The following is a 16,499-nucleotide window of genomic DNA, read 5'->3' as shown; positions in this document are numbered from 1 at the left end:
GGTGGGGTTCTATTAACAACAAGCGTCCGTCAGACTCCGGGCTGAATTTCGGAGCCAAGACATGAACCTTGCCAAGCGTGACTTCACCAAACAACTTCTTATTGATGCTGGGATACGTGATGGCATGCGTGTTCTGGATGTCGGCTGCGGAACGGGGGACGTTTCCTTCCTGCTAAGCACTCTGGTCGGCAAGACGGGCGAAGTCGTCGGTGTTGATCACGATGATAATGCGCTTGCTACAGCGCGCGAACGCGAGGCGTCCGCTAAGTACCCTGCGCCCACTTTCATTCAAAGTGGGTTACTCGACCTGCCAGAATCTATCGGCATGTTCGACGCCATCGTGGGCAGACGAGTGCTCATGTACCAGGCAGATACCGTGGCCACCGTCAGCGCACTGGCCAAGCATCTTCATCCAGGCGGGGTGATGGTGTTCCAGGAGCATGATACGACGATGGCCCCAGCCAGCATTGACGCCTTCCCCCTGCACAGAACGGCGCAAGGCTGGATACAGCAGATGATCGCGCGCGAAGGCGCCGACTTGCATATCGGCTTTAACCTGCACGGTATCTTCACCACTGCCGGATTGTGTGTCGCGGATGTGCGTGCCGAATGCGTCGTACAAACCCCTGATACACCTTACGGCCTCGGCTACATCGTACGTGCCTGCTTGCCACGCATAGTCGCGCTGGGGGTTGCGACACCAGACGAGGTCAACATTGAAACGCTGGAACAACGTCTGGACGATGAGCGAAGCCAGTCAGGCGGAATATACGTCGGGGACGTAATGTTCGGAGCGTGGGCCTATAAGCCGGGGCAGTCTTGATCCCAGGCACCTCGGTACAGGGAGAAAAATGCTGATAAAAAACAGCTGATTGGCCCTGTTCGCGTAAAGAAACTCGGTTTGGACGCCCGAAACCGGTACCCTATGCAGCTGATATTTTGTATTTCTTCGAGGTAGCACCCGTGTTTTCCCAATTCGCCCTGCACGAACGCCTGCTCAAAGCCGTGGCCGAGCTTAAATTTGTCGAGCCTACGCCTGTGCAAGCAGCGGCCATCCCGCTCGCGCTCCAAGGGCGTGACCTGCGGGTGACGGCGCAAACCGGTAGCGGCAAGACCGCTGCATTCGTCCTGCCGATTCTCAACCGCCTGATCGGCCCGGCCAAAGTCCGTGTCAGCATCAAGACCCTGATCCTGCTGCCGACCCGCGAGCTGGCCCAGCAGACCTTGAAGGAAGTGGAGCGCTTTTCGCAGTTCACCTTCATCAAGTCCGGCCTGATCACCGGCGGTGAAGACTTCAAGGTCCAGGCCGCCATGCTGCGCAAGGTGCCGGACATCCTGATCGGCACCCCAGGCCGCATGATCGAGCAACTCAACGCCGGCAATCTCGACCTCAAGGAAGTCGAAGTGCTGGTGCTTGACGAAGCCGACCGCATGCTCGACATGGGCTTTGCCGACGACGTGCAACGCCTGGTGGCCGAGTGCGTCAACCGCCAGCAGACCATGTTGTTCTCCGCCACCACCGGCGGCTCGACCCTGCGCGAGATGGTCGCCAAGGTCCTGAACGATCCCGAGCACCTGCAGGTCAACAACGTCAGCGATCTGAACGCGACCACACGTCAGCAGATCGTCACCGCTGATCACAACGTGCACAAAGAACAGATCCTCAACTGGCTGCTGGCCAACGAGACCTACCAGAAGGCGATCGTGTTCACCAACACCCGCGCCGCTGCCGACCGCATCTACGGCCGCCTGGTGGCGCAGGAATACAAAGCGTTCGTGCTGCACGGCGAAAAGGACCAGAAGGATCGCAAGCTGGCTATCGACCGCCTCAAGGCCGGTGGCGTGAAGATCCTGGTTGCCACCGACGTCGCCGCGCGCGGCCTTGACGTGGATGGCCTGGACCTGGTGATCAACTTCGACATGCCGCGCAGCGGCGACGAATATGTGCACCGTATCGGCCGTACCGGGCGTGCCGGCAACGATGGCCTGGCCATCTCGCTGATCTGCCACGGCGACTGGAACCTGATGTCGAGCATCGAGCGCTATCTAAAGCAATCGTTCGAGCGCCGCACCATCAAGGAAGTCAAAGGCACCTACACCGGGCCGAAGAAGGTCAAGGCGTCGGGCAAGGCCGTCGGCGTGAAGAAGAAAAAGACTGACGCCAAGGGCGACAAGAAGAAAGCCGGCGCCAAGTCGCCGACCAAGCGCAAGATCACCAACCGGCCGAAGACCGACAACCTGTCGCTCGTCAGCAAGGACGGCATGGCCCCGCTCAAGCGCCGCAAGCCGGAAGCACCCGCTGCCGAGTAAGGCCTGTGCTATACGGAAAAACCGGACAATGTCCGGTTTTTTTATGCGCTCGGTTTGATCGCTCCCATGCTCCGCGTGGGAGCGCAGCAAGTGGCGCTCCGCGCCGCTCTTCATTCATTCAGTCTTGGCAGCGGCTTCCTTCAACTCTTTGAGCCGGGCATCGATCAACTGGCATTTGTCGGGAAATTGCGCGCTTTCTGTGTCCAGATCCATCTTCTGCAACTGGTCATTCATCTCCTTGGCTTTGGCGGGGTTCTGCTCAGTGAGCTGGCTCACTTCTTTGGCCAGCGCCTCACGCTTGGCCGTGGCCTCTTCGGGCGTGCAGGCCCAGGCGGGCAGGGCGCCCAGCAGCGTGGCGGCAATGGCCAGGTTCATCAGGGTTTTCATGGTTCGGACCTCCTTGGCGATGATGTTCGGTTGAGGGGGCAAATGCTTGGAAAGTTCAGGGAAATGACGCCCCGTCCATCCAGCTGAACGGCCAGCGCGCGGGCGGGTCACTAGTTTTGACGGGCTAATTTTTCTACGCCTGCAGGAGGAATCAGGATGACGACTTACAACTGGGATCTGATCGAGCGGCTGTTGTATGAAGTGCAAAACGGCGAGGGCAGCTTTGCTCCCCGCAAATACGCTGAGCAGGAAGCCGCCGAGAAGGCCACGGCGGGTGAGCCCACCGGCAATCTGGATGCGTTGAAAAAGACCGCTGCCGATTACGAGGCGCTGTTGTTCAAGCGCGGGTTTATCGAGTCGCGTTCGGAGGAAGAGGGCGGCAATGGTGAGAATTTCATTCTGACCCCGCGAGGTGCGAGCCTGCTCTCGCTGATCGATAGCTCAATCCCGGGGGAGAATCACCCGCGTCATGTGCTGGACCAGCAGGACGACGCGCTGGATGAACAAACCTTTGATCGTGTCGCGTCCGAGGCGGCTATTGCCGGTGGTGCGATTTAGCGTTCACGCGCGAGTGGTAGCGGGTGTGCTCGCTCCCACGTTTATTGGGAAGGAGTGGCCTTCAGGCACTTCAGCGCCTTGAAGTCACTGCGCACAGCGTCGATTTTCTGAGTCAGTTTCAGGCGTTGCTGCGCGGTGCTTTCAGCCATCAGGTCGACGATCAGGCTGCGCGCCGCAGCTTCGGTTTGTGCGTAGGCGCTGCGGTACTCCGGGGTCCACAGGCTTTCGCGGTCGACCAGCAGTTGTTGCATCCTGCGCGGGAAGTCGGCGCTTTGGCGTTGCTGCACGGCGTCGATGAATTGAGCCTGCCAGCGCGCGCGGTTGCCGATCCATTCGGTGTTCTGATCACCCAACGCGGCGGACCATGCCATCACCCGGCTTTGCTGGCGTGTACTGAGCGGGCCGATCCAGGCGTCCAGGCGCTTGCTCATGCGTTCGGCGCGTTCCTTGATCTGCTGGGGCAGTGGCGGCTTGAGGTATTCGTCCTGGCGCTTGCGCAGGTCCTTGGCCAGGGCGTCGTTCATCTCCTTGACCTGTTGGTCATCCAGACCTTGCAGCAATTGCACCGCAGTCGGGGTGATTTCACGCGCAATCTCGCCGATGGCCTGCTTGGCTTCGACGGTACGGGTTTGTAAGGCCGCGTCCGTGACCTGATTGCTGTCGACCATCGTTTGCAAGCGGTCCAGCCAATCCAGGTAACCCGGCAATTGCGTGGTGCAGTGCCATGCCAGGTGCTGCTTGAGGCTGTCGTTGAACCAGCTCTTTTGCCCGGCGTTCATGTCCAGGTAGTCGTTGAGGGTCCAGGGGATGATCACATCGAGATTGCGGTAGGCCAGGCCTACGCGGTTGCAGCCGAGCGCCAGGCTCAGGGTCAGCAATAACGCCAGAAATTTGAGCCGACGCAACATGGGCGGGTCCTTGCACGGATGGAGGTTAATGCATGTGAACCTGCGGCGGGGGCGACAGTTCAGCCCATCAATAAAACGATCGCACGGCCTTCAAGGTCAACAGCCCATCACATTGCGAATTGTGTCCGGAATAGGCCGAACAATCCCCGCCGCTGAGGCTGGAGTCGCTGTAGATCAAGTCCAGGTCTATGCCTTTCCATTCTCGGGAGAACTGTACCGACCAGTCGCTGAACGTGCGGATGGAGCCGTTTTCCACCGAAACCGGGGTGCCCAGCTGATGGGTGGTGTACTTCATGCTGACGCCGATGCCGAAAGGCTGGGTACCGCCGAGGTCGGCAAACAGCGTGCTGTCCTGGCGATCGGGGTCGTTGCTGAAGGAGGCGCCAAAGCGGTTGCCCAACAGGTTCAGGCCACCGTAGAACTCCTGGCTGTCCAGGGGGCTGAGCTTGGGATAGCTGTAGTGGATGAGGCCGACTTCGTAGCCCAGGGTCTGGTCGAAAGGGTGTTTGAAACCCATGTAGGAATCAATTTCGAGCGTGCTCTTGGAGGACAGGTCCATATTCGGCGAGAACTGCCCGAAATACACGCCGCTGTCGTGGCTCAAGTCCAGGCCACCGTGGAACGAGTCGCTGCCGGGCGCGGTGGGCTTGACCAGACCCTGGGCCATGCTGCGGCTGGGCGTGGTGCCCAATTTAAGGTCGAAATCGCCCAGTTCGCGCTGGAATATTTGCGCTTGGGCGAGCGGACTGGCGATTAACGCAACGATCAGAAACGTGCAGGGTTTGAACATGCTTCACTCCATGAAAAGCGAGGAGCAGTAGCGAAAAATCAGGCGGATGCCCGTGCTAGACGTGTGCAAGGATACCGGCGAATGCGCGCAGATGAGGCCCGTTCGTCGTTTTTGCGCAATAAAGGATGAAGCAGAGGGTGTTTCGGGCTCTAGTCCTAGCGCCTTGAAGGCAAGACGCTTAGGGACCAGGTGCGTTGCGCAGGCGTTACTTCTTGCCCAGGCTGATCTGCTTGGACGGGCCGAAAGTCTGGCCGCTTACGCCCTTGGCAATTTGCTGGATTTCGCCACCGGACTTGAGAAACGCAGCAATCTGGCTGTTGATCGATTCGCTGGTTTCAACGGCGGGAGCTGGCTTTGCTTTGCTGTTGGATGCTTTTACACGCATGGCGGCCACTAACCTGTAGAAAATTAACTTGGCCAGGCATCGTACAGGAAATACTTGACAATTGCTTGGCAAATATCCCTCAGACATTAACGTAGCGTCTGGAAACGCGCCGAACTTGATCGATGATTTAATCGGCTAACTTACTGTTTTAACTCGAAAGCTTGTAATGACGGGGCGTTGGCGACCGGTAAAATTTGTAGGAATGATCAGACGAGCGGGGCGGTGCCACTGTAGCGCCACGTCAGCCTGCGGATTTTTCAGGCGCGCGGGCGTGCCTGACACAAACCGGGTAGAATACCGCCCACGCAATGAGGGTATCTGGAAATGGCTTTAGTCGGGCGCTACAACAGCTTGCAAGTGGTTAAACACACTAACTTTGGTTTGTACCTGGATGGTGCGCAGGACGGTGAAATCCTCTTGCCTAATCGGTATATCCCCAAAGATATTCCCAGTGAAGATGAAGACTGGCTTAACGTTTTCATTTATCTGGACAGCGATGACAAACTTATCGCCACCACTGAGAAACCCAAAGTTCAAGTGGGCGAGTTTGCCAGTTTAAAAGTGGTGGAAGTCAACAGTATCGGCGTTTTCCTCGATTGGGGGTTGCCAAAAGACCTGTTGCTGCCCTACTCAGAAGAAAAGCGTCAGTTGAGCGCCGGTGAGTATTGCGTAGTGCATGTCTACCTCGACAAGCACACCAAACGCATCACCGCCACCGCGCGCCTTGACCGCTACCTGGACAAAACGCCGGCCAATTACCAGGTGGGCCAGGAAGTCGACCTGCTGGTGGCCGAAGCCACGGACATGGGCTTCAAGGCGATCATCAACAACAAGCACTGGGGCCTGATCCACAAGAACGAGGTGTTCAAGTTCCTGCGCCCAGGCAAGGAAGAGAAAGGCTTTATCAAGGAGATCCGCGCCGATGGCAACATCAGCCTGAGCCTGCAGCCGGTTGGCCAGGAAGCGGCGTCCAGCCTCAACTCGAAGATTCTTGCCAAGTTGCGTGACAACAACGGCACCTTGCCGGTCAGTGATAAAAGCGATCCTGCTGTGATCAGCAACTTGTTTGGCGTGAGCAAAGGCAACTTTAAAAAGGCCATTGGTGCGCTCTACAAGCAGGGGCAGATTGTGATTCATGCGGACCGCATTGAACTAAGCTGAGTGCGTTTTGCTCTGCTGTAGGAGCAAACTCGCTCCTGCAGTGGACCGGTCCAATGTCGAAGAAAATGCTGTTTGCCTATCTTGGCACCCTGTTCGCCTTCCTGGTGCTCGACGGCCTTTGGCTCGACGTCCTCATGGGGCCCACCTATAAAAGCCTGCTCGGCTCGCTGATGCTCGATCAGCCGCGTCTGTTGCCGGCGGTTGTATTTTATCTGCTCTACGTCCTCGGTTGCGTGGTGTTCGTGGTATTGCCCAGCGCCAGCTGGCAACGCGCTGCGCGTCTGGGCGCCTTGCTCGGGTTGGTCGCCTATGGCACTTACGACCTGAGCAATTGGGCCACGCTGCAAGGCTGGTCTGCGGGCCTGGCGGTGATGGACATGGCGTGGGGCACGGTTCTGACAGCGATCTGTTGCACCGTCGGCTACCTGTGTGCACAACGGGTGCGCCAGTGATTGGGTACAGGATTGTCGTGCACCGTTGCTGCGCATCTACCTTATAGCCAAACCTTGATAATCCTTTTGGAGCGCCGTTCCACGGGGATTGTGTGCTATTGGCACGCATCCTGCTGAATACCTCGTATACAACCCATGTAGCCGACCGTATGCATACCGCTACGTCAGCGCAGGGCGATATTTCGAGGAGTCCGGCGATGACTGAACAATTGCCCAAATGCTACAGCCCACGGTTATACAACCAGGATCTGGGCCCACTGCCGCAAAAGTGGACCTGGTACAACATCTTCGCCTTCTGGATGAGCGATGTGCACAGCGTCGGCGGCTACGTCTTCGCCGCCAGCCTGTTTGCCCTGGGGCTGGCGAGTTGGCAAGTGTTGATCGCCTTGCTCGCGGGTATCTGCATTGTGCAACTGATCGCTAACCTGGTGGCCAAACCCAGTCAGCAAGCGGCGGTGCCTTACCCCGTGATCTGCCGGCTGGCATTTGGTGTGTTTGGCGCGAATATTCCTGCGGTGATCCGAGGCCTGATCGCGGTAGCGTGGTACGGGATTCAGACGTACCTGGCGTCGAGTGCCTTGATCATCGTGGTGCTGCGCTTCTTACCGTCGATGGCCGTATATGCCGAGCCGCATTTTGCGGGTTTGTCCTACTTGGGCTGGTTCGGCTTTCTCAGCCTGTGGGTATTGCAGGCCGCGGTGTTCTGGGCTGGCATGGAGTCCATCCGCCGTTTTATCGACTGGGCCGGCCCGGTGGTGTACGCGGTGATGTTTGCCCTGGCCGGCTGGATTGTCTGGAAGGCCGGCTGGGCGAATATCAGCTTTACCCTGGCGGAAAAATCACTGTCGGGCTGGCAGGCGTTCGGCCAGGTGATCGTGGCGACGGCGCTGGTGGTGTCGTACTTCTCCGGGCCGACCTTGAATTTTGGTGATTTCAGCCGCTACTGCCGCAGCATGCAGGACGTGCGCCGTGGCAATTTCTGGGGGCTGCCGGTGAATTTCCTGGCGTTCTCCCTGGTCACCGTGGTGATCGTCTCGGGCACCCTGCCGGTGTTTGGCGAAATGCTGCATGACCCGATTGCCACCGTGTCGCGTATCGACAACAGCATGGCCGTCCTGTTGGGTGCCTTTGCGTTTGTCACCGCCACCATCGGTATCAATATCGTCGCCAACTTTGTCTCGCCCGCGTTCGACTTCGCCAACATTGCGCCAAGCAAAATCAGTTGGCGCGCAGGGGGGATGATCGCGGCGGTGGCGTCGATCTTTATCACGCCATGGAACCTGTTCAATAACCCGCTGATGATCCATTACACCCTGGATATCCTCGCCGCATTTATCGGACCGCTGTTTGGCATCCTGCTGGTGGATTTCTACCTGGTCAAAAAGCAGCGCATCGACGTGGATGCGCTGTTCGATGACAGCCCGAGCGGGCGCTATTACTTCGATGGCGGTGTGAACTGGACGGCGGTCAAGGCTTTGGTGCCGGCGACGTTGATGGGCGTGGCGATCACCTTCACGCCGGCGTTGCAGGGCATGGCCAATTTCGCCTGGTTTACCGGATGCTTGCTGGGCGGGCTGTTTTTTCTGGTGCTGACGCGGCGCGAGCAGGTCCGCGTACCGACCCCTGTGGTCGCCGGCTGATCAATACGCTGCCCGCCACCAACAGGCCGCAACCGGCAATCACCAACGCCGGTTGCAGGCTGCCGCTCCAGTGGCTACTCACGGAAGCCAGCAGCGGGCCGCTCAATTGGCCGATCGCAAAGCTGGCGGTCAACAGTCCGGTGTTGCGTTGATAGCCATTGGGCGCTACCTCGCGCAAGCGTGCCATGACCAACTGCATGCAGGCCAGAAACGGCGCACCGCACAGTAATACCCCCAGCGCCAGCCCCCAGCCATTGCCCAGCAGGCAAGTGAACACGCCAGCGGCTTGCAGCCACAGCGTGGTCATCAGCCAGCGTCGGGTGGTGTTCGGGTCCTTGCGGCGCACGCTGGCAATCACCACGCCCGTTGCGGCGGCCAGGCCGAAACAAGGCCAAAGCAAGTCGGCCTGCCAGGCGCCTTTGAACTGCGCGCTGGCCATCTGCGACAGGAAGGTGGCCGGAATGATGTAGCCCAGGCCGTACAGGAAGTAGATCCAGCCTAAGTGCGCAATGCTGCTGTTATTGCCGGTGCTGGGGGCGGGTGCAACCGACGCGCTCGGTTTCGGCAAGAAGGGCAGGATGGCCAGTAGCATCACCAGTGCCACTGCGCCATACACCAACCACAGCGTCGCGGAGCTTTGTCCCAGCAGGTTGGAGCCCAACGCCAGCACACCCGTCAGCAAAATTCCCACCCCCGGCCCCGCAAATACCAGCGCTCCCAGGCGCGGCCTGCCAGCGGCAATCGCCAGTGGCTGGCTCAGGCTAGTGATCATCACCAGGGCCCAGGCGCTGGCGACACCGGTGCCGAAACGCAGCAACAGGTGCGGCCAGAACCCGTGGGCCCAGTATGACGCCAGGGTCAGCAGCACGCAGAGCCACAGGCCACCGTACAAGCGCCCCTTAATATGATGATGACTGCGAGCGAATATCGAGTCCACGGCACCCACGAAGTAACCCAGGTAATTGGCGGCCGCGATCAGCCCCGCGCCGGTCAGGTCGATCTGGCCTTCGCTGAGCAAATGCGGCATCTGCGGGGTGAGGGCAAAGCGGCCGATGCCCATGGCCATCATCAGGGCGACAAAGCTGGCGGTTAAGCGAATCAGCGGTGACATGTTCAGGTGTCCTGCAATAAAGCGAAGACCGTCAGGCTAAAGCGGATTGACTTTCTGTAAAAATGAATAATAGTGATGAACTTGTTCAGTTTTGGAGAAAGGTATGGAGTTCAGTCAACTGCGCATCTTCCAGGCGGTGGCGGAGGAGGGCTCCATTACCCGCGCCGCCGAGCGCCTGCACCGCGTGCCGTCGAACCTGTCGACCCGGCTCAAGCAGATGGAAGAACAGCTCGGCATCGAACTGTTTGTGCGTGAACGCCAGCGTTTGCAGCTGTCTCCTGCGGGTAAAGTGCTGTTGGACTACAGCAGCCGCCTACTGGCGCTGCACGACGAAGCCTACGGCGCCGTGCAGGGCGGGCAACCGGCCGGTGATTTTGTACTCGGCAGCATGTACAGCACGGCAGCGATTCACTTGCCGAAACTTTTGGCGCGTTATCACAAGGCCTACCCGAGGGTGAACCTGCAGGTGCAATCTGCGCCGAGCGGCGAGCTGCTCGAAGGCTTGATCACCGGACGGTTGGATGCGGCGCTGGTGGATGGCCCGCTGGCCCTGGCCACGCTGGACGGCGTGCCGCTGTGCGAAGAGCGTCTGGTGATCATTTGCGAAGCCGACCACCCGCCAGTACGCGGCCCCCAAGACGTCGCCGGCCGCTCGGTATTCACGTTCCGCCGCAGCTGCGCCTATCGCGCCCGCCTGGAAAGCTGGTTTTCCCACGACCGCGTAGCCATGGGCCGGGCCATCGAGATCGAGTCTTACCAAGGCATGCTCGCGTGTGTCATCGCCGGTTCCGGCGTGGCTTTGATGTCTGAACCCATGCTCGACAGCCTGCCAGGCAAGGACAGCGTGTCCGTTCATCCGCTGACTGGGCCTTTTGCCACTGCTACCACCTGGTTGATGTGGCGAAAGGGTATGCTCGGCGCTAACCTCAATGCATGGATTGAGCTGCAGCAGTCGGACCGGGCAGAGTGCTTGCAAGACAGGCGTGAAATTGCTTGAACGATCCGACAGGATTCAGATCCATTCAGTAATAGTTCGTTGTGCTTTCGCACAAGCAATACGTAAGACTTAGCGCTACTATCAATGTAGGAAACGGCGACAGAACAGGCGCCTACTCGCATTACCCTCAAAGGGGGCAAATCATGAAAGAGAAAATTCAAACCTGGCTCCATGACCTTGGCGTTGCGCTGGGCTTGATCGAGCCTCCGCTGCAGCCGGTACCGATTCGTACCGATGATGAGCAACGCCGCCCTCGTCGGCGCTGATCCCAAGCCAACCCAGGATTCGTGTGGGAGCGGGCTTGCTAGCGATGCGGTGAGTCAGTCGATAGATAGTTGACTGGTTTACCGCATTCGCGAGCGAGTCCGCTCCCACATTTGTTTGTGTCAGGTATGAAAAGCGGTTACGCCACCTGGCTCCTTCACTTTCAACTGTCGGAATTGGACCACTCGTTCGTCAGAATTGGCTGGCTTACTCATTTTTTAGGATGAGCGTAGGTTGAATTCCGTTACGGAGCCATGCTCATGGTTCATGGGCTGTTGCAACGCTTATGGAACGACCCATAAAGCTATCGGAATAGAAAAGCGGCTGCTTCCGTAACTCCAAACTTTAGAAAGCCTCTCTGCGAGGCGTGACTAAGTCAGAGTTATTGGAGACAACGCTATGACGCGCTCTTCCGTTCCGCCAGTCGCCGCATCCCTGATCGCCACACTCGAAAGCATTTTACATATCGCCCCGGTGTCCAGAGCCTGGAAGGCTAACGCTCCCAACAACATCGTGTTTCTCCCCCCGACAATAAACAAACAGGCATTGCTCACACAGATCGGGCTTTTGCGTCCATCAACGATCGTTGTTGGGGACCAAGCCATGGATGCAGACGTCATAGACCTGTGGCGTACAGCCCACCCATTCGGAAACCTCCATCTGATACGCAGAGGTACGAGTCTGGATAAGGTGCAACTGGATCTGTGCGCATCCAGCGGCATTCAAGTGGTCAACACGCCTGGGGTCAACGCGCCGCATGTCGCGGCTTATATGGTGCGCTGGCTGACACTGGCCGATGGCTCGTTACCCCGTGACATCTGCGTATTGGGATATGGCAATGTCGGTCAGGAACTCGTCAAGTTACTGCTTGAACGAGATCCGCAAGTTCGAATCAAGGTATTGAGCCGATACCGTCTGGCGCCTGACAGGAACGTAGTACAAGGCAGTCGAGTGTCATTTGTGGTGGACTGGTTGGAGGCGATGAGAGGGGCCAGTGCAGTCGCCCTTTGCTTGTCTTTGACGAATGACTCTACTCATCGCATTGATCGCGCTCTTATTCACTGTATGCACCCGCAGGCCCGCCTGGTTTGCGTCGCCAAACCGCACGTCTTCAGCGATGACGCTTTGCAGGCCCTGGCGCAAGCCGAGGGCATCCAGCTTGTATTGGACTATGGGCCGGTAACACTGGACTCGTTTCGAGTGCGCACGCAAAAGCTCGGTTGCAGTGTCTCCACATGGCGCAACCCGGCGATGCTGACTGCGCAGGCGGCCACTACCGAAGGCTGCCAGTGCGATCTGGACTATGCGGTCTCCATTCAACTGAGCTTGACGGCCTTGCGCGGCGTCGTCAGGCGCAAACTTGCGCAGCCATTGACGATCCCCTCTCAACAGATAGACCCCCAGGCGCCACGCGTATCGATCATCGGTAGAGGGATTAACGGCCTGTTCCAAGCCGTGATGTTTCGCCTGGCGAATTATCAGGTCGACGTGTACGGCGGCAACCGGCAGTGCGACGGCGCCAGTCACAAGCACGTAAACATACGTCATCTGTCAGCGACGGAGACAACGGCAAAACCGTTGCATAACCCGTTCCTGTTGTCAGGAAACCAGCATCTGGCCGTTGAGTGCAATCGAGCAGGCATCGAACTGTTTGAAAAACTTCTGGCCGATAACCCATCGCTGGCACCCTGTGCACGCGCGCGGATTGTAAGAGCCTATAGGGACGATGCCACTGATGTAGAGGACGCGATCCGCGAGCAACGCGATATCCAAGCAAGGCCTTGGCCGAGCGGCAAACCGGGAAGTGAAGTCGCAGAGATCAGCCAACGGCAATTCCAGGCAAGTTATGGCGTCCCTGGCGTCGGTCGGGCCGTGGAAGTATCGGGTTATGAGGTAGCGTTTAATGATCTGACGCGGGAGTTAGAGCGGCTGTTGCAGCGTTCGGGGGTTCAATTTCGGCCCCAGTATCTGAACCCGGTACAAATTGCCGAGCTGAGCAAAGATCACTTCGTTGTCACTGCCATGGGCGTAGAGGAGCCCAATGTCATCGCGGTCATTGGCTGGTTTTTCAAACTGTGCGCCAAAGAGAATGAAGGAGCCGAAATATGCGGGCTCAAGCTGCAGTACGATCTACCCATTGGGGTCATGAATTGCCGCCTGGACGGGGATTACATTCTGATCTCCGGCGGGCAGGTTGCGCCTGGATCGACGTCGGAGCACAAGGAACACGTACTCGAGGCGTGCCTTGCCGCGGTATCTCGGCACTTTCCACGGTCCTACCGCAATGCGGTCGAAAAGGGCGACCTGCAAATAATCGAATGTGCCAGGCCGGGCACCTCAGATGGACTGTCGATAGTGCATTGGTCCGCCCACCATCAAATCGCGGCCGGGGGAACCTATGCAGGGGGCACCACACAGGGATTGGTGTGGGCCTCTTTGGTTCAGGAAACGATTCAGGCCATAGCGCAAGAACGGTGAATGATAAAAAACCGGTGCGACATCCGCTGTCGCACCCGCTGAAGAAACCGCTCTAAAGCTGTTTACCTCAAACCGCCCCCGCCGCCACCGCCCCCGGTTTACGCGACACCACACTCACCAGCACAAAACTCACCAACGCCACCGCGAGGCTGTAGTAAATCGGGGTGTTTGCGTCCAGCCCATCCTTGAACATGAATACCAACGCGGTCACGAAACCCAGCGTCATCGAGGTGATCGCCCCGGAGGTGGTTGCACGCTTCCAGAAAATCGCGCCGATCAGCGGGATCAGCATGCCGCCTACCAACAGGTTGTAGGCCAGGGTCAGGGCGCTGATCACATCGTTCACCACCAGTGCGATACCCAGCACCGCTATCCCGGTCAGCAGGGTGAACAGGCGGTTAACGCCCAGGCTCGACTGTTTGCCACCGCGCAAGCGTGGCAGTAAGTCCTCGGTTAGTACGGTGGAGGCGGCGAGCAGCCCGGCGCTGGCGGTTGACATCATTGCCGCCAGGGCAGCGGCAATCACCAAGCCACGAATGCCGTCCGGCAGTGAGGCTTTGACGATGGCGGCGAACGCGTTATTGACGTTCTCCAGGTCCGGGATCAGCACGTGCGCGGCCATGCCGATCAAAGCGCACGCCAAGCCGTAAAGAATGCAATAGAAGCCGGCGAACGTGCCTGCGTACTGGGCGACTTTTTCGTCACGGGCAGTGAATACGCGCTGCCAGATGTCCTGGCCGATCAGGATGCCGAAAAAGTAGATCATGAAGTAGGTGATGATCGTGTCCCAGCCGATCGTAGTGAAGCTGAAACTCGAGGCCGGCAGCCTGGCTACCAGTTCGTCCCAACCGCCGACACGGTATAGGCAGATCGGCAGCAGGATGAACATCAGTCCGACGGTCTTGATCACGAACTGCACGATATCGGTCAGGGTCAGCGACCACATGCCGCCAATCGTCGAATACACCACGACCACGCCACCGCCCAGCAGCACCGAGATCCAGAACGGCAGGTCGAACAGCACCTGCAGGACGGTGCCGATCGCCAGGATCGAGGTCACCACGACCATCAGCGCATAGGCCAGCATGATCACCGCGCTAGCCTGGCGAGCCATGGGGTTGTAGCGTTTTTCCAGGACTTGGGTGACGGTGAAGATTTTCAGTTTCAACAGCGGCTTGGCCAGGAACAGGTTCAGCGCAATGATCCCCGTGCCCAGCGCGGCGCACAGCCAGAAACCGGAAATGCCGTGCACATATCCCAGGCGCACGGTGCCAACGGTAGAGGCACCGCCCAGCACCGTGGCGGCCATGGTGCCCATATAGAGAGACGGGCCGAGGTTGCGCCCGGCGACCAGGTAGTCTTCGTGGGTCTTGGCGCGGCGCATGCCGTAGTAGCCGAGCACGAGCATGCCGGCGGCGTAGATGAGTACGACGAATAAATCCAAAGCCATGACGGCGGGTCTCCGATTATTTTTTATTGTGCAGAAGGCGCTTGCTGTGGCGAGGGAGCTTGCTCCCGTTCGACAGCGAAGCTGGAGCCGGCTTTTTCAGGACCGCTTCGCAGTCCAGCGGGAGCAAGCTCCCTCGCCACAAACGTCGGCCCATAGACGGCAGCCGGTTCCGGAAACAGCCGCAGCAGGCTCAGGTACACCACCGAGGCCAGGCCCAGCGTTACCGGCAAGCTGATGTCGATGCCCTCGGCCAGGTTGCCCAGCGGCCCGACGAACTGCCCCGGCAGGTTGACGAAGCACAGGCCCACCAGCGCGCTCGGGATCCAGGCCCCCAGCCCGCGCCAGTTCCAGCCATGGCTGAACCAGTAGCGGCCGCCGGTTTCGCCACGGGTGAACACCTGCAGGTCATCCGGGCAATAAAAACCTCGGCGTACGATCAGGCCGATGATCATCATCACCATCCATGGGGTGGTGCAGGTGATGATCAGCACGGCGAAGGTCGACACGCTCTGCACCAGGTTGGCGGCGAAACGTCCGATAAAGATGAAGGCAATCGACATCACCCCGATCAGCAGCGTGGCCTTGACCCGTGACAGCAGGCGTGGAAACACGCTGGACATGTCCAGCCCGGTGCCATACAGCGAGGTGGTGCCGGTGGACATGCCGCCGATCACCGCAATCAGGCACACCGGCAGGAAGAACCAGCTCGGTGCCACCGCGAGCAAGCCGCCCACATAGTTGTTGCTGGCGATGTAGTCCGGTGCCTTGACCGCCACGATGGTCGCGGTAGACAGGCCGAACAGGAACGGAATCAAAGTGGCAACCTGAGCCAGGACCACCGCCAGCATGATCCGGCGCTTCGGGGTGTGGCGCGGGATGTAGCGCGACCAGTCGCCGAGGAACGCTCCGAAGGAAATCGGGTTGCTCATCGCCACCAGCGCGGCGCCGATAAACGCCGCCCAGAAGCCACTCTGACCGAGGGCGACGCTGCCGGCGAAGTGGCTGTTGAAGGCCGGCGCAAAGGCGAAGATCCCCAGCAGGAACAACAGGCTCGCGGCCCATACCGCAATCCGGTTGACCCACAACATGAAGCGAAACCCGGAAATGCACACCGTCAGCACCAGAAGGGCGAAGATGCCGTAGGCCAGGCCCAGGGTCAGGTCGGATTCCGGCAGGCCGATCAGACGTTTCGCACCGCCCACCAGCGCATCGCCTGAACTCCACACCGACAGTGAGAAGAAGGCAATCGCCGTCAGCAGCGACAGAAACGAGCCGACAATCCGCCCATGCACGCCGAAATGCGCGCCGGAAGACACGGCGTTGTTGGTACCGTTGATCGGCCCGAACAGGCCCATGGGCGCCAGGATCACCGCGCCCACCAGCACGCCCAGCACAATCGCCCAGACCCCGGCCTGGAACGACAGGCCGAACAGCACCGGGAACGCGCCCAGCACGGCGGTGGCAAAGGTATTGGCACCGCCGAAGATCAGCCGGAACAGATCCTTGGGAGCGGCGGTGCGTTCGTGGTCGGGGATCTGTTCGACCCCGTTGGTTTCTATGGTGCGAATACTGTTTTGGTTGTTTTTATTATTCATGATCAGCTCCGAT

General features: G+C 59.1%; 16 protein-coding genes. 9 read left to right on the top strand and 7 right to left on the bottom strand.

What is annotated here, in order from left to right:
* Positions 1-61: 61 nt before the first annotated feature.
* Positions 62-823, top strand: a complete 762-nt coding sequence (locus C4J84_RS18110; protein WP_124435871.1) for a methyltransferase domain-containing protein — start codon at positions 62-64, stop codon at positions 821-823.
* Between the two features lie 140 nt (positions 824-963).
* Positions 964-2,310, top strand: a complete 1,347-nt coding sequence (locus C4J84_RS18105) for a DEAD/DEAH box helicase (RefSeq protein ID WP_124435870.1) — start codon at positions 964-966, stop codon at positions 2,308-2,310.
* Positions 2,311-2,424: 114 nt separating this feature from the next.
* Here the strand turns inward: C4J84_RS18105 and C4J84_RS18100 are convergent, their stop codons facing one another.
* Positions 2,425-2,697, bottom strand: a complete 273-nt coding sequence (locus C4J84_RS18100; protein WP_124435869.1) for a hypothetical protein — start codon at positions 2,695-2,697, stop codon at positions 2,425-2,427.
* A gap of 156 nt (positions 2,698-2,853) precedes the next feature.
* Here C4J84_RS18100 and C4J84_RS18095 point away from each other — a divergent pair, with 156 nt between their 5' ends.
* The gene (locus C4J84_RS18095) at positions 2,854-3,255 is read left to right on the top strand and encodes a transcriptional regulator (protein ID WP_124435868.1); all 402 of its coding nucleotides are present in this window, start codon (positions 2,854-2,856) and stop codon (positions 3,253-3,255) included.
* Positions 3,256-3,296: 41 nt separating this feature from the next.
* Here the strand turns inward: C4J84_RS18095 and C4J84_RS18090 are convergent, their stop codons facing one another.
* The 3 genes from C4J84_RS18090 to C4J84_RS18080 form a co-directional block, all read right to left on the bottom strand.
* On the bottom strand, positions 3,297-4,163 hold the full coding sequence (locus C4J84_RS18090; protein WP_124435867.1) for a DUF6279 family lipoprotein: 867 nt from the start codon (positions 4,161-4,163) through the stop codon (positions 3,297-3,299).
* Between the two features lie 67 nt (positions 4,164-4,230).
* Positions 4,231-4,953 (bottom strand): TorF family putative porin, encoded by a 723-nt coding sequence (locus C4J84_RS18085; RefSeq protein WP_124363851.1) that lies wholly within the window; start codon positions 4,951-4,953, stop codon positions 4,231-4,233.
* A 205-nt stretch (positions 4,954-5,158) separates the two neighbouring features.
* Positions 5,159-5,338, bottom strand: a complete 180-nt coding sequence (locus C4J84_RS18080; protein WP_003193095.1) for a hypothetical protein — start codon at positions 5,336-5,338, stop codon at positions 5,159-5,161.
* Positions 5,339-5,662: 324 nt separating this feature from the next.
* Between C4J84_RS18080 and C4J84_RS18075 the strand changes: the two genes are divergently transcribed.
* From C4J84_RS18075 to C4J84_RS18065, 3 genes are all read left to right on the top strand, one after another.
* Entirely contained in the window at positions 5,663-6,499 is an 837-nt protein-coding gene (locus C4J84_RS18075) for a S1 RNA-binding domain-containing protein (RefSeq protein ID WP_057721276.1), read from the top strand.
* A 53-nt stretch (positions 6,500-6,552) separates the two neighbouring features.
* Positions 6,553-6,951, top strand: a complete 399-nt coding sequence (locus C4J84_RS18070) for a DUF2177 family protein (protein ID WP_124435866.1) — start codon at positions 6,553-6,555, stop codon at positions 6,949-6,951.
* A gap of 197 nt (positions 6,952-7,148) precedes the next feature.
* Entirely contained in the window at positions 7,149-8,591 is a 1,443-nt protein-coding gene (locus C4J84_RS18065) for an NCS1 family nucleobase:cation symporter-1 (RefSeq protein WP_124435865.1), read from the top strand.
* Here the strand turns inward: C4J84_RS18065 and C4J84_RS18060 are convergent.
* On the bottom strand, positions 8,503-9,702 hold the full coding sequence (locus C4J84_RS18060; protein WP_124435864.1) for an MFS transporter: 1,200 nt from the start codon (positions 9,700-9,702) through the stop codon (positions 8,503-8,505). The two genes, C4J84_RS18065 and C4J84_RS18060, sit on opposite strands and share 89 nt — an antisense overlap.
* Positions 9,703-9,805: 103 nt before the next feature.
* On the opposite strand from C4J84_RS18060, the gene C4J84_RS18055 reads away from it, so the two are divergent.
* The 3 genes from C4J84_RS18055 to C4J84_RS18050 all read left to right on the top strand — a co-directional run bounded on the left by C4J84_RS18055 (position 9,806) and on the right by C4J84_RS18050 (position 13,441).
* Complete coding sequence (locus C4J84_RS18055) at positions 9,806-10,699, top strand: LysR family transcriptional regulator (protein WP_124435863.1); 894 nt, start codon at positions 9,806-9,808, stop codon at positions 10,697-10,699.
* A 143-nt stretch (positions 10,700-10,842) separates the two neighbouring features.
* Positions 10,843-10,965 carry a PA1414 family protein gene (locus C4J84_RS26500; RefSeq protein ID WP_017737772.1) on the top strand — a complete coding sequence of 41 codons (123 nt, stop codon included), beginning with the start codon at positions 10,843-10,845 and terminating at the stop codon, positions 10,963-10,965.
* A gap of 397 nt (positions 10,966-11,362) precedes the next feature.
* The gene (locus tag C4J84_RS18050) at positions 11,363-13,441 is read left to right on the top strand and encodes an FAD-dependent oxidoreductase (protein ID WP_124435862.1); all 2,079 of its coding nucleotides are present in this window, start codon (positions 11,363-11,365) and stop codon (positions 13,439-13,441) included.
* 67 nt (positions 13,442-13,508) lie between these two features.
* Here the strand turns inward: C4J84_RS18050 and C4J84_RS18045 are convergent, their stop codons facing one another.
* Positions 13,509-14,891 (bottom strand): sodium:solute symporter, encoded by a 1,383-nt coding sequence (locus C4J84_RS18045; RefSeq protein ID WP_124435861.1) that lies wholly within the window; start codon positions 14,889-14,891, stop codon positions 13,509-13,511.
* 23 nt (positions 14,892-14,914) lie between these two features.
* Positions 14,915-16,486: a cytosine permease gene (locus tag C4J84_RS18040; protein ID WP_124435860.1), complete on the bottom strand. Its 1,572-nt coding sequence runs from the start codon at positions 16,484-16,486 to the stop codon at positions 14,915-14,917.
* Positions 16,487-16,499: the final 13 nt, after the last annotated feature.

The sequence above is a fragment of the Pseudomonas sp. R11-23-07 genome (assembly GCF_003852295.1).
Classification (GTDB): domain Bacteria; phylum Pseudomonadota; class Gammaproteobacteria; order Pseudomonadales; family Pseudomonadaceae; genus Aquipseudomonas.
This window is presented reverse-complemented; position numbering and strand designations above follow the sequence as displayed.

Coding starts and splice junctions, on each gene's coding strand:
- C4J84_RS18110 (WP_124435871.1), top strand. CDS start 62: ATGAACCTTGCCAAGCGTGACTTCACCAAACAACTTCTTATTGATGCT.
- C4J84_RS18100 (WP_124435869.1), bottom strand. CDS start 2,697: ATGAAAACCCTGATGAACCTGGCCATTGCCGCCACGCTGCTGGGCGCC.
- C4J84_RS18095 (WP_124435868.1), top strand. CDS start 2,854: ATGACGACTTACAACTGGGATCTGATCGAGCGGCTGTTGTATGAAGTG.
- C4J84_RS18090 (WP_124435867.1), bottom strand. CDS start 4,163: ATGTTGCGTCGGCTCAAATTTCTGGCGTTATTGCTGACCCTGAGCCTG.
- C4J84_RS18085 (WP_124363851.1), bottom strand. CDS start 4,953: ATGTTCAAACCCTGCACGTTTCTGATCGTTGCGTTAATCGCCAGTCCG.
- C4J84_RS18080 (WP_003193095.1), bottom strand. CDS start 5,338: ATGCGTGTAAAAGCATCCAACAGCAAAGCAAAGCCAGCTCCCGCCGTT.
- C4J84_RS18075 (WP_057721276.1), top strand. CDS start 5,663: ATGGCTTTAGTCGGGCGCTACAACAGCTTGCAAGTGGTTAAACACACT.
- C4J84_RS18070 (WP_124435866.1), top strand. CDS start 6,553: ATGTCGAAGAAAATGCTGTTTGCCTATCTTGGCACCCTGTTCGCCTTC.
- C4J84_RS18065 (WP_124435865.1), top strand. CDS start 7,149: ATGACTGAACAATTGCCCAAATGCTACAGCCCACGGTTATACAACCAG.
- C4J84_RS18060 (WP_124435864.1), bottom strand. CDS start 9,702: ATGTCACCGCTGATTCGCTTAACCGCCAGCTTTGTCGCCCTGATGATG.
- C4J84_RS18055 (WP_124435863.1), top strand. CDS start 9,806: ATGGAGTTCAGTCAACTGCGCATCTTCCAGGCGGTGGCGGAGGAGGGC.
- C4J84_RS26500 (WP_017737772.1), top strand. CDS start 10,843: ATGAAAGAGAAAATTCAAACCTGGCTCCATGACCTTGGCGTTGCGCTG.
- C4J84_RS18050 (WP_124435862.1), top strand. CDS start 11,363: ATGACGCGCTCTTCCGTTCCGCCAGTCGCCGCATCCCTGATCGCCACA.
- C4J84_RS18045 (WP_124435861.1), bottom strand. CDS start 14,891: ATGGCTTTGGATTTATTCGTCGTACTCATCTACGCCGCCGGCATGCTC.
- C4J84_RS18040 (WP_124435860.1), bottom strand. CDS start 16,486: ATGAATAATAAAAACAACCAAAACAGTATTCGCACCATAGAAACCAAC.